The 14,523-nt window shown below is 63.7% G+C and carries 12 protein-coding genes and 1 pseudogene; 8 read left to right on the top strand and 5 right to left on the bottom strand.

Annotated elements, in window-relative coordinates:
* Positions 1-57: 57 nt before the first annotated feature.
* From hemC to AC5J09_RS27355, 6 genes and pseudogenes are all read left to right on the top strand, one after another.
* Positions 58-987 (top strand): hydroxymethylbilane synthase, encoded by a 930-nt coding sequence (gene hemC, locus AC5J09_RS27380; RefSeq protein ID WP_324762464.1) that lies wholly within the window; start codon positions 58-60, stop codon positions 985-987.
* A gap of 4 nt (positions 988-991) precedes the next feature.
* A pseudogene (locus AC5J09_RS27375) lies at positions 992-1,697 on the top strand (uroporphyrinogen-III synthase).
* 215 nt (positions 1,698-1,912) lie between these two features.
* Entirely contained in the window at positions 1,913-3,208 is a 1,296-nt protein-coding gene (locus AC5J09_RS27370; protein ID WP_494299024.1) for a COG4223 family protein, read from the top strand.
* Between the two features lie 18 nt (positions 3,209-3,226).
* Entirely contained in the window at positions 3,227-4,879 is a 1,653-nt protein-coding gene (locus AC5J09_RS27365; RefSeq protein WP_494299023.1) for a heme biosynthesis protein HemY, read from the top strand.
* A 35-nt stretch (positions 4,880-4,914) separates the two neighbouring features.
* A complete protein-coding gene (locus AC5J09_RS27360; protein WP_018097317.1) occupies positions 4,915-5,394 on the top strand; it encodes a tellurite resistance TerB family protein in 480 nt (159 codons plus the stop codon).
* A 2-nt stretch (positions 5,395-5,396) separates the two neighbouring features.
* Positions 5,397-6,170 carry a glutamine amidotransferase gene (locus tag AC5J09_RS27355; RefSeq protein ID WP_324762468.1) on the top strand — a complete coding sequence of 258 codons (774 nt, stop codon included), beginning with the start codon at positions 5,397-5,399 and terminating at the stop codon, positions 6,168-6,170.
* A gap of 10 nt (positions 6,171-6,180) precedes the next feature.
* Here AC5J09_RS27355 and AC5J09_RS27350 read toward each other — a convergent pair whose 3' ends face one another.
* Positions 6,181-7,428 carry an MFS transporter gene (locus AC5J09_RS27350; protein ID WP_100672771.1) on the bottom strand — a complete coding sequence of 416 codons (1,248 nt, stop codon included), beginning with the start codon at positions 7,426-7,428 and terminating at the stop codon, positions 6,181-6,183.
* Between the two features lie 232 nt (positions 7,429-7,660).
* Between AC5J09_RS27350 and AC5J09_RS27345 the strand changes: the two genes are divergently transcribed.
* Complete coding sequence (locus tag AC5J09_RS27345; RefSeq protein ID WP_003531184.1) at positions 7,661-7,954, top strand: YggT family protein; 294 nt, start codon at positions 7,661-7,663, stop codon at positions 7,952-7,954.
* Positions 7,955-8,791: 837 nt separating this feature from the next.
* Here AC5J09_RS27345 and ppa read toward each other — a convergent pair.
* On the bottom strand, positions 8,792-9,325 hold the full coding sequence (gene ppa, locus AC5J09_RS27340; protein ID WP_003531185.1) for an inorganic diphosphatase: 534 nt from the start codon (positions 9,323-9,325) through the stop codon (positions 8,792-8,794).
* A gap of 157 nt (positions 9,326-9,482) precedes the next feature.
* On the opposite strand from ppa, the gene AC5J09_RS27335 reads away from it, so the two are divergent.
* Positions 9,483-10,085, top strand: a complete 603-nt coding sequence (locus AC5J09_RS27335) for a hypothetical protein (RefSeq protein WP_494299022.1) — start codon at positions 9,483-9,485, stop codon at positions 10,083-10,085.
* Positions 10,086-10,131: 46 nt separating this feature from the next.
* On the opposite strand, the gene AC5J09_RS27330 is transcribed toward AC5J09_RS27335, so the two are convergent.
* The 3 genes from AC5J09_RS27330 to AC5J09_RS27320 all read right to left on the bottom strand — a co-directional run bounded on the left by AC5J09_RS27330 (position 10,132) and on the right by AC5J09_RS27320 (position 14,477).
* A complete protein-coding gene (locus AC5J09_RS27330; protein WP_494299021.1) occupies positions 10,132-10,638 on the bottom strand; it encodes a GNAT family N-acetyltransferase in 507 nt (168 codons plus the stop codon).
* 311 nt (positions 10,639-10,949) lie between these two features.
* Positions 10,950-12,776 carry a translational GTPase TypA gene (gene typA / locus AC5J09_RS27325; RefSeq protein WP_324762471.1) on the bottom strand — a complete coding sequence of 609 codons (1,827 nt, stop codon included), beginning with the start codon at positions 12,774-12,776 and terminating at the stop codon, positions 10,950-10,952.
* A 135-nt stretch (positions 12,777-12,911) separates the two neighbouring features.
* Positions 12,912-14,477: an alkaline phosphatase D family protein gene (locus tag AC5J09_RS27320; RefSeq protein ID WP_494299020.1), complete on the bottom strand. Its 1,566-nt coding sequence runs from the start codon at positions 14,475-14,477 to the stop codon at positions 12,912-12,914.
* Between the last annotated feature and the right edge of the window lie 46 nt (positions 14,478-14,523).

Raw genomic sequence — 14,523 nt, 5'->3', positions numbered from 1 at the left:
TTTGTCCTGAACCGGTTCCGATCCAAGGAAGCATGCAGTAACAACGGATGGCGAAGGATGCAAACGAAACCTTTCCGCATCGGCACGCGCGGCAGCCCGCTGGCGATGGCCCAGACGCATGAAACGCGCGACCGGCTCGCCGCCGCCCATGGTCTGCCACCGGAAATGTTCGAGATCGTCATTCTTTCCACGAAGGGCGACCGGATCACCGACAGGTCGCTTGCGGAGATCGGCGGCAAGGGCCTGTTCACCGAAGAGCTCGAGGAGCAGCTTCTGTCGGGAGACCTCGACTTCGCCGTACATTCGTCCAAGGACATGCCGACGAAGCTGCCGGACGGGCTGTTCCTTTCGGCTTTCCTGCCGCGCGAGGACATCCGTGACGCCTTTGTCGGCCGCTCGGCCGAAAGGCTCGCCGATCTCCCGCAAGGCGCCACCGTCGGCTCGTCTTCGCTGCGCCGTCAGGCGCTGATCCGGCGGCTTCGGCCCGATATCGACGTGATCACCTACCGCGGACAGGTCGAGACACGCCTGCGCAAACTTGCCGAAGGTCAGGTCGACGGCACGCTTCTGGCCTTCGCCGGCCTGAAGCGTCTCGGCATGGAGCATGTGCCGACGGAGCTGCTTGACCCGGAAGAATTTCCGCCGGCGCCGGCTCAGGGCGCGATCTGCGTCGAAGCCCGCATCGGCGACGACCGTATCAACACGCTGCTTGCGGCAATCGACGACCCCCGCACACACGAGGCGGTCTCCTGCGAGCGCGGCTTCCTGGCGACACTCGACGGCTCCTGCCGTACGCCGATCGCCGGCTACGCGCAATCGGACGGGACACATATCCGTTTTGCCGGCATGATCCTGACGCCCGACGGCACCACCTTCCACCAGATCGAAATCGACGGCAAAGCGGCAGACGCGGAAAGGCTCGGGCAGGAGGCCGGCGAGCGGATCCGCGCCAAGGCGGGGCCGGGTTTCTTCTCGACCTGGAGCTGATCCGATGCGCGTGCTCGTGACCCGGCCACGCCCGGCCGCCGAAAGGACGGCGGCAAGGCTCAGCGCCATGGGTCATGAAGCGGTCATCCTGCCGCTTATGCAGGCGCAGCATCTCGCCGGCGCGGTTCGGGCAGCATTGAGCGAGCCCCACCAGGCGATCGCCGTCACCAGTGGGGAGGCGGTCCGCGTCCTCGGCGCGCTTGGTCCGGCGCTTGAGCCACACCTTGCAACACCGCTCTTTGCAGTCGGCGAAGCGACGGCGCGCGCCGCAGGCGATCTCGGATTTACCGACATCCGCATCGGACCGGGAACCGGCGAGGGGCTCGCCGAGACGGTCGCTGCCCTTCTCCCCCGGCGAAATGCTGGTCTATCTCGCCGGTTCACCGCGGACCGAGGGTTTTGAACGGGCATTGCACCAACGGCAAATCGAGCACAGGACCGCCGAATGCTACCGGATGGCGCCGGTCCACTATCCTGCGGAGACGCTGCCGGGGCTCCTCCGCGCGGGCCCCTTCGATGCGGTAATGCTCTATTCCCGCGAGAGCGCGCGGCGCCTGGATGCAGCATTGCGGGAGAGCGGGCTTGAACCCGCGGACCTCGCCTCGCGCTTTCTCTGCCTGAGCTGGCCAATAAGAGAGACCCTGCCGGACGGTCTTGTCTGCGGGGTCGCGGCAGCGCCGGACGAGGAAAATCTCTTTCAGCTTCTTTGAGGCCAAATCAGCAAAGTCGGCGCCGGTTTTCCGCCTGCCTTGTGCACATTGCTCGGGTCATCTGGGCCATTTCCGTCAAAAAGCATGGTCTGGGGCTTTCCCTCGTCATCCTCGCTGACTAGGTTTGCGTTTAGAACGGAGGAAGGTGCGGAGCGTTCCTGCTGCAGATCCGCTCAGGCCCGACCGACAGGCAATGAAACGGTAATGAGGTGACCATGGCATCGGAAAAGCCGCCGCGCCGCTCGAAACCCGGGAAAGAACCGCTGACGATCGATCTCGAGGCGGAGAAGACCGAACCTGCAGCGGGCGAGGCAGCGGCCGGGCCGGATGCGGCACCGGGCAAGCCGGCGGATATTTCGACGAGCGAGGCGGCGGAAGCCGGCGAAGTGAGGACCGGCGAAGTCGAAAGCAACGAAGCCGGCATCGGCGAACCTCCTTTGCCGGCGGGCGATCCGCAAGAGGAAGCAGAGACGGAGGAGGCACGCGCCGACGCGGCTGCGGCCGCCTTCGACGCGGAGCTTCCGCACGCGACCAACGGCGAACTGCCCGAGGCAAAGAGGAGACAGGCCACAGGCGCAGGTGCGCTTGCAGCCGGCATCCTCGGCGGTCTCATAGCGCTTGCCGGTGCCGGCGTGCTGCAATATGCCGGCTACGTTCCGGCGCCCGGACCGGGGCAACCGGGTACCGAGCAGAACCTTGCGAGCGAGATCGAAGCGATCAAGGCGGAGCTTCAGGCTCCGGCGGCGGCGGTGGACATCGCCCCTCTGGAAAACCGCCTCGCCGCTCTGGAACAGGCGGCCCGGGAGCCCAGCGCAGCTGCGGCGGACGCTCCCGAAATCAAGGCGCTCGAAGCGGAGGTCGCCAATCTGACGAATGAAATGGCAGCTCTGAAGACCGAGCTTGCCGAGGCTCGCCGGGCAGCGGACGCCGCCAGGGCGGAACTTGCCGGCCGTATCGACCAGGCGGAGCAGAAGCTCAACGAGCCTGCGAACGATATCGAGATGGCGAAAGCCGTTGCCGTCACCGCGCTGAAGACGGCGATCGATCGCGGCGGGCCGTTCCTCGCCGAACTCGACGCATTGCGAAGCATCGCCCCCGAGGATCCCGTCGTCAAAGAACTGGCCGATGTCGCCGCGACAGGGGTCCCCACACGGACGGAATTGAGGGAAAGTTTCCGGCCAGCGGCGGACGCGATGCTGGACGCGCTGCATCGGCCCGATCCCGATCAGGGCATTTTCGATCGCCTCGTCTCCAGCGCTATGTCGGGCATTCGCGTGCGACCGGTCGGCAGCGTCGAAGGCGACACGCCGGAAGCGGTGATCGCCCGCATCGAAGACAAGCTCGACAACGGCGATCTCAAGGGCGCATCGCTCGAATGGGACAGCCTTCCCGAAGCCGCGAAATCCGCTGGCCAGGGGTTCAAGGAGAAGCTCGACCGGCGGCTTGGCGTCGAAACGGTGATCGATGCCGCCGTCGCCGGCACCATGACGCGCACGGGCAAGCAAGGTTAGCGGGAGAAAGAAGACCATATGATCCGGATACTGTTCTTCGTACTCCTCGTCCTTTGCCTGGCTCTCGGCTTTGCCTGGCTCGCGGATCGTCCGGGGGAATTGTCGCTGATCTGGCAGGGCCAGCTCATCGAGATGAGCCTGATGCGCGCCGCCTCGATCCTGATCTCGCTCTTCGCTGCCGTTCTGATCGTCGTCTGGCTGCTTCGCACGATCTGGCTGTCGCCGCACACCGTCACGCGTTACTTTCGCGCCCGCAAGCGCGACCGGGGCTATCAGGCATTGTCGACCGGCCTGATCGCGGCCGGCGCCGGCGACGCCAATCTCGCCCGCAAGATGGCCGCACGCACGCGGAACCTCATCAGCTCGGATCAGGAGCCGCTCATCCATCTGCTCGAAGCGCAGACCGCGCTGATCGAAGGCAAATACGACGACGCACGCAAGAAATTCGAGGCGATGGCGGACGACCCGGAGACGCGCGAACTCGGCCTGCGCGGGCTCTATCTGGAAGCCAAGCGCCTCGGCGCCAACGAGGCCGCGCGCCAATACGCCGAGCGTGCCTCCGAGAAGGCGCCGCACTTGCCGTGGGCGACCCTGGCAACGCTCGACCATCGCAGCCAAGCGCGCCAGTGGGATGAGGCGATCCGTCTGCTCGACCAGAGCCGCGCCGCCCATGTGCTCGAAAGGAAAGAAGCGGACCGGAAAAAGGCCGTTCTTCTGACGGCGCGGGCAATGGAAAGATTGGATGCAGACCCGAAATCCGCGCGGGACGACGCGCAGGCGGCGCTGAAGCTCGACGACCGCCTCGTGCCGGCGGCCCTCGTTGCCGCCAAGGCGCTCTTTCGCGAGGACAATCTGCGCAAGGGTGCCTCGATCCTCGAGAGGATGTGGAAAGCGGATCCGCATCCGGACATTGCGCGCCTCTATGTGCGGGCGCGCGGCGGCGATTCCACCCTCGACCGTCTGAAGCGGGCGAAGAAGCTCGAATCGCTCCGCAGCAACAATGCCGTCGCACTGGCGACCGTCGCCGAGGCGGCGCTCGATGCGCGCGAGCTCGCTCTTGCCCGGTCGAAGGCAGAGGCCGCCGCCCGGCTCGAGCCGAGGGAGAGCATTTTTCTGCTGCTCGCGGATATCGAGGAGGCCGACACCGGCGACGAGGGCCGTATCCGGCACTGGATGGCGCAGGCACTGAAGAGCCCGCGTGATCCGGCCTGGACCGCCGACGGCGTCACCTCGCCCGTCTGGCTGCCGGTCTCGCCGGTCAGCGGCAAACTCGACGCTTTCGAGTGGAAGGCTCCGCCGTCGCAGATCGCGGCGGCAACGGAGGACGGGCATCTGAACCCCGACCAGGCAATTCGCAGCCTCCCGCCAGTCGCGACGGTGCTCCGCCCCGCCGAGGAACCGGCTTCTGAACGGACGGTCGAGGCTGCCTCGCCAGCGGAGCGCGAGCAAACTGACAGAGAACGGGCCGAGGGAGAGCGGGACGAGAAAGAACGGGCCGAGCCGGAGAAGGCGATCACCGTTCCCGACCGGAAGGAACCGGCCGCATCGCCCGCCAAGGACAAGGATGCGGAGGAGGCGCCGGATCCCTTTTTCGGCCGCCCCCCGGACGATCCGGGCGTGCGCGAACCGGCGGCGGCGGAACGGACCACCGCCAACTTCCGTCTTTTCTGAACCCCGACATATCCACAGGCTGCAGGCGATAGTGCATGTTTGAACGTTTTCGCGCATTTCTGGAAGGAATGACGGGCTCGGCGCGGATTGAAGTGGGAGATCCCCGCGTGGCGGTGATCGGCCTCTGCTTTCAGGTCATGGAAGCGGACGGCGCGGTCCGCAGCTCCGAGCGCCGCAAGATGCGCAAGCTCATCAAGGAGCATTACAAGCTTGACGATGCCGCTCTCAACGCCCTGGTCGCGGCCGGCGAGAGCGCCGAGAGCGAAGCGATCGATTTCTACCAGTTCACGTCAGATATAAAGCGGCACCTGCCCGAGGAGCAACGCATCGAGCTCGTCGGCATGCTGTGGGAAATCGTTTACGCGGACGGCGCGCGCAGCGAGATGGAAGATCACGTGATCTGGCGGATTGCCGACCTCCTCGGCGTTTCCGGGCGTGACCGGGTCTTGAAACGCCAGGAAGCAGCCGCCAAGATCGACATGGTGGAGGAAAACGAGGCGCAACAGGAAAGCTGACGATGCCGCCAGAGGTCCCAGACACCCAAAGAGACGCCAAGAGACCCATCCTCATCGTGCTTCACCAGGAGCGCTCGAGCGCCGGCCGTGTCGGTCACATTCTCGAGCGGAAGGGCTTTACGCTCGACATCCGCCGCCCCGCGCTCGGCGACGAGCTGCCGCCCACGCTGGAAGCGCATTCGGGGACGATCATCTTCGGCGGACCGATGAGCGCTAATGACGAAGAGGAGTTCGTACGGCGCGAAATCGACTGGCTGTCCGTGCCGCTGCTGGAAAACAAGCCCTATCTCGGAATCTGCCTCGGGGCGCAGATGCTGGCCCGAAATCTCGGCGGCAAGGTCGCAGCCCATCACGAAGGCATCACCGAGATCGGCTGGTATCCCTTGAGAGCCACGCAGGCCGGCAAGGCCCTGATGGACTGGCCGGCGATGGTCTATCACTTCCACCGCGAAGGCTTCGACCTGCCGAAGGGCGCCGAATTGCTGGCAACCGGCGATACCTACCCCAACCAGGCCTTCCGCTACGGCGAAAATGCCTGGGGCATCCAGTTCCACGGCGAGCTGACGCGGGCGATGATGCATCGCTGGGTGGTGCACGGCGCCCATCGCTTCGAGCTCCCCGGTGCCCAGCTGGGCAAAGCGCATCTGGAGGGCCGCATGCTGCACGACCATCCCTTGCGGACATGGATGGAGAATTTTCTGGAGCTGATTTTTATGGAGGGCGGGGCTGTGAGAGGGCGCGATCGCGGCGTGCAGCAGCAATTGCCCGCTTCCTGACCCCTCCCAATCACCCCCTCCGCTGCGCCTCCGGCACATCCAGCGTGTCGATCCGGCGCAATTGCGGAAAGCCGAGTGCCCACAGCAGCGACACGAAAAGCGTGCCTGCGCCGCCGAAGACGACCGCGAAGACCGCGCCGAAGCCGGACGCCATCATGCCGGCGCGGAACTCGCCGAGTTCGTTGGAAGCACCGACGAACACCATGTTGACGGCGTTCACGCGGCCGCGCAGCTCATCCGGGGTCCAGAGCGTAATCAGGATCTCGCGCACATAGACCGAGATCATGTCGGAAGCGCCCATGACGACGAGCGCGGCGATCGATATCCAGGGCGTCGCCGAAAGGCCGAAAACGACCGTTGCGAGGCCGAAGAGGGCGACGCCGACGAACATATAGAGACCGGCCCGATTGCGGATCGGGTGGGCGGCCAGCCACACCGCCATGCCGACCGCACCGACACCGGGTGCGGCCCGCAGGAGGCCGAGGCCCCACGGCCCGAGCGTCAGGATGTCCCGCGCGAAGACCGGCATGAGCGCGACGGCGCCGCCGAGCAGCACGGCGAAGAGATCGAGCGAGATCGCCCCCAGCACGATCTTCTCGGCCTTGATGTAGCGGAAACCCGCGGTGATCGTCTGCCAGCTTGCGGCCGACGGCGGCGAGCGCCTCGCGGGCTTCGGCACGGCGAAGACCATCAGGGCGCCGGCAGCGAAGAAGCCGAGGCTGACCGCATAGGGCACGGTCGGGCCGAATCCGTAGAGGAGCCCACCAGCCACCGGGCCGACGATCATCGCCGTCTGCCAGGAGGTCGAGTTCCAGGCGATTGCATTGGGCAGGTCTTCCGCGGGCACCAGATTGGGCGCCAGCGATTGGGAAGCGGGCCCCAGAAAAGCCCGCTCTATGCCGAACACGACGAGGATCGCGTAAACCGGCCAGGGTGAAAACAGCCCCGTCACCGTCAAAAGCAGAAGTGCTGCGCCGCAGAGCGTGCTGACCAGCATGCAGATGCCCATGATCGCCCGACGATTGTAGCGATCCGCCACGCTGCCCGTCACGAGAATGAGGACGAGGGAGGGCAGGAACTGGAAAAGGCCGATGAGACCAAGCGAGAAAGGATCCCGCGTCAGATCGTAGATCTGCCAGCCGACGGCCACGGACATGATCTGGACGGCGAAATAGGCGAGCAGGCGGGAGAAGAAATAACGCCGGTAGCCGACATGCCTGAAGGCGGCGAAGCGGTGCGCGGCATGGACGGCCGACATGCTTGAATGCTCCTGCTGCAGGCTCCTGGTATCGTCGCCGATCGAACAGCGGGAGCGTGCGGAAATTGAATCCTGCAGCGATCCTTGCGCATCGGAAGACCGCTGAGCACTGCAGGGAAGGGAAGAAAGGCGCGCTCCGTGCCATTGACATGATCGCGCGAGACGGGCCGGCGTACTTGCTCGTTTAGTTCCTAATGTCTACATGTCTGTCAACAACGAATTGGAGACTGGCATGCTTGCTGTCATCGGCACCTTGAATTTCATCATCAACATTGCGTGGTTCCTGATCATCGCCTCGGCCATCTTCTCCTGGCTCTATGCGTTCAACGTGATCAACGTGAACAATCAGGCGATCAACATGATCGGCCGCTCGCTCTATCAGTTGACCGAACCGCTCTACCGGCCGATCCGGCGCGTGCTGCCCGACATGGGCGGCGTCGACCTTTCGCCGCTCGTCGTGCTGGTGATCCTCTATTTCATCCAGCTCTTCCTGAACACCACCATCGCTCCTGCGCTGCTGCGCTAAGGCCTGTTGCGATTGCCGGCACCCATGGCGATGCGCTCGAATTCCTTCGTGCGCCACTGAACGTTTCCTTTGATCGTAGCCGATCAAAGGACAAAAACATGCAGCAGCTCAAAGTGCTGCAGCGACCTTTGCGCGTCTCATAAGACGCGCGGCGTCGTAGGAAACTTTTCGGAGACTGCAATCTCTCCTCATCCTTATCCCTGTGCTCGTCACAGGGATGAGAGCAGCGCCGCGTCTGCGGCGCGGGAAGCGTTCTTTCAGCCCAAGGACTTGGTCTGGCTGGATTCCTGTGACAAGCACAGGAATGAGGGACCGGGGGATGTGCGGCTACTACAACTTTCGCTTGCCGATGTGCGAGGGAATGGCCAACCTGCCACGCGATAAAGGGCTACGTCTACATCTGCATCGAAGCGAAGCGAAGCGGAACGCTGTACACGGGCGTGCCCCGCCTTCCGCGCCGCCTCACTCTCTTCACGGTATATCAGGCGCGCCGAGGACCGCACCCTCTCCACCCTCATCCCTGTGCTCGTCACAGGGATCCAGCAGCGCCGCGTCTGCGGCGCGGAAGAGCCTTCCAGCCCAAGGACTTGGCCTGGCTGGATTTCTGTGACAAGCACAGGAATGAGGAGATCGAACAGGCGGCGGCGACGGGCCCGGATCTCAACACGCCTCAGAGCAGGGATGAGGAAAAGTGCGTGCGGTTTCGCCCCGTCCCGCGCGTCGACCTATTCGAGAGTTTGCGGCGACCCGACCTAAGATCGTCCTGATCCAAGCGCAAAAAACCTCCGGATCGAGGTCGAGCCGGAGATTTTCAGTTTCGGAAAAACAGCGAAACGATTATTTCTTCGTCTTGGCGCGCTCGACCGCTTCCCGGATCAGCTGCTTGGCCATGCTGGCATCCTTCCAGCCGAAGATCTTCACCCACTTGCCGGGCTCCAGATCCTTGTAGTGCTCGAAGAAATGCTCGATCTGCTTGAGGGTGATTTCCGGCAGGTCGGTGTAATCGTGCACCTTGTCGTAGCGCTTGGTCAGATGGGCGGAGGGAACCGCGATGATCTTTTCGTCCTGGCCGGAATTGTCTTCCATCATCATCACGCCGATCGGGCGGACATTGATGACGCAGCCCGGAACCAGCGGACGGGTATTGCAGATCAGCACGTCGATCGGATCGCCGTCGTCGGAAAGCGTGTGCGGCACGAAGCCGTAATTGCCCGGATAGGTCATCGGCGTGTAGAGGAAGCGATCGACCACCAGCGTGCCGGCCTCCTTGTCCATTTCGTATTTGATCGGATGCCCGCCGACCGGGACTTCCACGATTACATTGACATCTTCCGGTGGATTCTTTCCGATGGAAATCGCGTCGATCCGCATGAGCACCTCCAGGGGTCGTTTGAAAAGTCGTCCCGTCGGATAAAGGGAAACATGCCGCGATGCAACATGACTTTGGTTCCGGGCGGGCGGATTTGCTCTAGGCACGCCACGCGGCTAAAAAGGGGCGGGGCTGATATTTATCTTCGCAGGAGAGACAATGCGCCCGAAACTTCGCTGTTTTCTTTCCGCCGCCCTGATCTCTGCGCCTGCACTTGCCAATGACAGCGTCTACACAGACGTCAGCCGCGACAAGTGCCGGCTCCTGCGCGAGTGGGAAGGTGCCTCGTCGCAGAGCCTTTGTCCCGGGATAGGTGACTATCCCGTCCATTTCATCGAGAGCGATATCCGCCAGAGCTTCTTCTTCGGCCATGTCAGGCAAAGCTATCTGGAGAACGGCTTCGAGAGTTTCGGTCCCTTCAACCATGCCGAAACCACCGTCGAATGGCGCCTCGACGACAGCAGGAAGCCGATCGCCGCCATCCTGCGCTGGATCATCGAGAACCCGGATCCGCAGACGGACAGGAGCACGAAGGCGTTCCAAGGACAGGTTCTGGTGATTTCGAAGGTCGCGCAGAAGGAGGACGGCGACGGCTGCGTCGTCGGCTACGTCGACGCGCTCGCCAATGCCGATGCGAACACGCTGGCGCGCAGGATAGCCGACGAAAGAGCCGCAAGCTTCCGCTGCGGCACGGACCAGGCATCCTATCACGGAAATCGCGGCGACAAGGCGGGCGAACCCATGCACTTCCTGCCGAAATGAGGCTGTCCTAAACGCCCGGACCGATGACAGCGCCTCGCGGCACTCCTCAACTCCAGACGAAGCCGACCTTCTTCAGGTGCTTCTCGCCGAAATCCTCCATCCCTTCGGCAATATCGCGACCGCCTGCCGAATGGAAGAAATTATAGGCGTTCGCGCTGTCTTCCAGGCACCAGACGACCAGCCCTTCGCAGCCGAGCGACTTTAGAAGGCTCTTTGCTTCCCCGAAAAGGACACGTCCGAGGCCGATGCCCTGATATTCCGGCCTGAGATATATCTCGTAGATTTCGCCTTCCTGCGGCAGCGCTCGCGCCCGGCTCAGGCCCAGCGTCGCATAGCCGGCTATCGTGCCGGCGACGTCGACGACGAGAAGGGTCGCCGGTCCGCGCGTGGCCTTGCGCCACCAGGTCTCGCCGCGGCGATTGACCATTCGGACAAGGGGGCGGTGCGGGATGATGCCGCCATAGGCCTGCAACCAGGAAACGCGATGCACGTCGGCGATTGCCGCCGCCTCATGCGGCTCCCCAGGCCGAACCTCGATCGAAACAGTCTTCATGACTTGCGACTCTAAACACACGACGCGGCGGACAGGAATCCCGCCGGACTGTCGCGCGGCGTTAACCCACAGGCAACTTTAACGGCACCTGCCCCAAGGTTAACGCCTTTTTAACTTTATCCGCAAGCCGCCCGCGAAAGGCACACACAGCAAAAACCCCGGATCGCTCCGGGGTTCGCAAGATCGACGAAATCAGAAGGATCGGACTCGCCCTCTCCTCGGGTTCAGCCGCGAGCCGCCTTCTGCCCGTCACAACGGGAAAAGGTGGCCGGCAGGCCGGATGAGGGACGTTCCGGTTCCTCGTCCAGCCCTTAAGCCGCGCCGGCCGTCCGCGACTTCTCGAAGCGCTTGCGCTCGTTCGGATCGAGATACATCTTGCGGAGCCGGATCGACTTCGGCGTGACCTCGACCAGTTCGTCGTCCTGGATCCATGACAGCGCCCGGTCGAGCGTCATGCGGATCGGCGGCGTCAGCTTTACCGCCTCGTCCTTGCCGGACGCGCGCATGTTGGTGAGCTTCTTGCCCTTGAGGACGTTGACTTCCAGATCGTTGTCGCGCGTGTGGATGCCGATGATCATGCCGGCATAGACCTTTTCACCTGCGTCGATGATCATCGGGCCGCGATCTTCGAGATTGAACATTGCATAGGCCACGGATTCGCCGGAGTCGTTCGAGAGCAGAACACCGTTCACCCGGCCGCCGATCTCACCCTTGTAGGGCTGATAGTCGTGGAACAGACGGTTCATGATGGCCGTGCCGCGCGTATCGGTCAGAAGCTCGGACTGATAGCCGATGAGACCGCGGGTCGGCGCGAAGAACACCAGCCGCACGCGGTTGCCGCCGGACGGGCGAAGCTCGGCCATTTCGGCCTTGCGTTCGGACATTTTCTGGACGACGACGCCCGAATGCTCCTCGTCGACGTCGATGACGACCTCTTCGATCGGCTCCAGAAGCTGCCCGTTCTCATCCTTGTGCATGACCACCCGCGGACGCGAGACGGCGAGCTCGAAGCCCTCGCGGCGCATCGTTTCGATCAGGACCGCGAGCTGCAGTTCGCCTCGGCCCGACACGTAGAACGAATCCTTCTCGGACGATTCCTCGATCTTCAACGCGACGTTGCCCTCGGCCTCCTTGAACAGGCGGTCGCGGATGACGCGCGAAGTGACCTTGTCGCCTTCTGTGCCCGCGAGCGGAGAATCGTTGACGAGGAAGGACATGGTGACGGTCGGCGGATCGATCGGCTGCGCCTTCAGCGGCTCGTTGACGGCCGGATCACAGAAGGTGTCGGCGACGGTACCCTTGGAGAGGCCGGCGATCGCCACGATGTCGCCCGCATGGGCTTCCTCGATCGGCTGGCGCTCGATGCCGCGGAATGCAAGAATTTTGGAGATGCGTCCGGATTCGAGCACCTTGCCGTCCTGCCCGAGGACCTTGACCGCCTGGTTCGGCTTGATCGAACCGGAATGAATGCGGCCAGTGATGATGCGGCCGAGGAAGGGATTGGCTTCCAGAATGGTGCCGATCATCCGGAACGGACCTTCGCCGACGCTCGGCTCCGGAACGTGATCGAGAACGAGATCGAGGAGCGGTGCCAGGCCCTGATCCTGCGGACCTTCCGGCGCAACGTTCATCCAGCCGTTACGGCCGGAACCGTAGAGAATCGGGAAGTCGAGCTGCTCATCGGTCGCGTCCAGCGCCGCGAAGAGATCGAATACCTCGTTGATGACTTCCTCGTGACGGGCATCGGGACGATCGATCTTGTTGATCGCCACGATCGGCCGAAGACCGACCTTGAGGGCCTTGCCCACGACGAATTTCGTCTGCGGCATCGGGCCTTCGGCGGCGTCGACCAGAACGATGGCGCCGTCCACCATCGACAGAATGCGCTCAACTTCACCGCCGAAGTCGGCGTGGCCGGGGGTATCGACGATATTGATGCGCGTACCCTTCCACTCGACCGAAGTCGCCTTGGCGAGGATGGTGATGCCGCGTTCCTTTTCCAGTTCGTTGGAATCCATCATGCGCTCGGCGACGCGCTGGTTTTCGCGGAAGGAGCCCGACTGCTTCAGGAGTTCGTCGACGAGCGTGGTTTTCCCATGGTCGACGTGCGCGATGATCGCGATGTTGCGAATGCTCATTTTTTGTCTCGGAAAGTTCGTGGGCACGCGCGACGAGGCAGGTACCGCTTTTCAGTTGCCGCGCTCATACAGGTTTTTTCCCGGGAGCGAAAGGGGGCCGGCGCGCAGGGCTGACCTGCGTGAAGCGCCGCCGGCTCAAACGGACACCGCCGGATCGAGGATTACCCGCCAGAGTTCCCGATCCTGCCGGTCCATCAGCCGCACCGTCATCTGCCGCGTCTGGCCGCTGATATCGACGATGCCGAAGAATTGCAGGCCCGCCGACGGCGGCAGGTTGCTGTCGATTCCTCCGCCCGACGCCTTGATGAAGCGAACCTCGGGTCCGAAGGTCATGTCGAGCTCCTTCGGTCCGTAGGTGCCGGAATGAAGCGGCCCGGAGACGAACTCCCAGAACGGCGAGAAGTCTTTGAAGGCGGCCCGCGAGGGATCGTAGTGATGCGCCGCCGTGTAATGCACGTCCGCCGTCAGCCAGACGATGTTCTCGATCGCGTTGTCGCGGACGAAGCGCAGGAGATCCGCAAATTCCGTCTCGCGCCCCTTCGGCGCGCCATTGTCGCCATCGGCGATGGCATCCGATCCGCGCCTTGCCGAATAGTCGTCCCAGACGATAAGACCGATCGGCATGTCGCAGGCGATCACCTTCCAGGTGGCGCTGGACGCCGCAAGCTCGCGCTTCAGCCAGTCCGCCTGCCGCCAGCCGAAGAGGTCGCCGCCTCCCCCCTCGCCCTGATTGGGGCCGCGATAGGAGCGCAGATCGACGAAGAAGACGTCGAGCAGCGGACCATAGGCGATCTTGCGGAAGATGCGGCCGGGCTCCGTCGGAAGCGTGCGGATCGCCGTCATCTCGTGGAAGGCGCGGGCCGCGCGGGCGGCATAGACGGCGACATCCTTCTCCGGATAGCGCGGATCGTCGCTGAGATCGGTCGAGGCCGACCAGTTGTTCAGGACCTCGTGGTCGTCCCACTGATAGAAGGTGGGACATTCGGCATGGAGCCTCCGCACATGCTCGTCGAGCAGGTTGTACTTCCACTGGCCGCGATATTCCTCGAGCGTGCGCGCGACGTCGCGCTTCTCGGGCGTGACGATCCGGTTCTTCCACGTGCCGCCGTCGCGCAGCCTGATCTCGTCGGGGATGGGGTTGTCGGCATAGATCGTGTCGCCGGAATGAATGAAGAAATCCGGCTCGTGCAGCCGCATGGTCGAATAGGTCTTCATGCCGATCTCGTCGATGCCCCAGCCCTGCCCCGCCGTGTCGCCGGACCAGACGAAACGCACGGAGCGGCGCCGCAAGGGAGCCGTCCGGAAGCGCCCGACGACCGGTTCGGAGACGCGATTGGCGTCGTAGAGATCGGTCGCGACGAATCGATAGAAGATGTCCTGGTCCGGCAGCAGCTTGTCGAGCCGGCACTTGACGGCGCAGTCGGTCAGCGGCGTCGCATCGATATCGGCAAGCCTGACGGCATTCGAAAAGCTCTCGGTGGTCGAATATTCGACGGAAACGCGCGCCGGCCGATCGACCCGCGTCCAGATCATCCCCGAGCCCGTATCGACATCGCCGGACTGCACCCCATGGGCGAATTCCGGCCGCCCGTAGCCGCGCGCATAGAACGGCGTGGCGAGACCGGAAGAAGCGACAAGACCGGCGGCGCCGGCGGAGAAGAGGAAAGAACGCCTGGTGAGGGTGTTTCGAAGAGCGGCCAATCCCTGCCTCCGGTTCCGTTTCGCGAATCGTCGGTTCTTGCGAGCG

The sequence above is a fragment of the Sinorhizobium sp. genome (assembly GCF_059070375.1).
The sequence above is the reverse complement of the archived record's forward strand: the minus strand, read 5'-3'. Positions and strand labels throughout refer to the sequence as shown.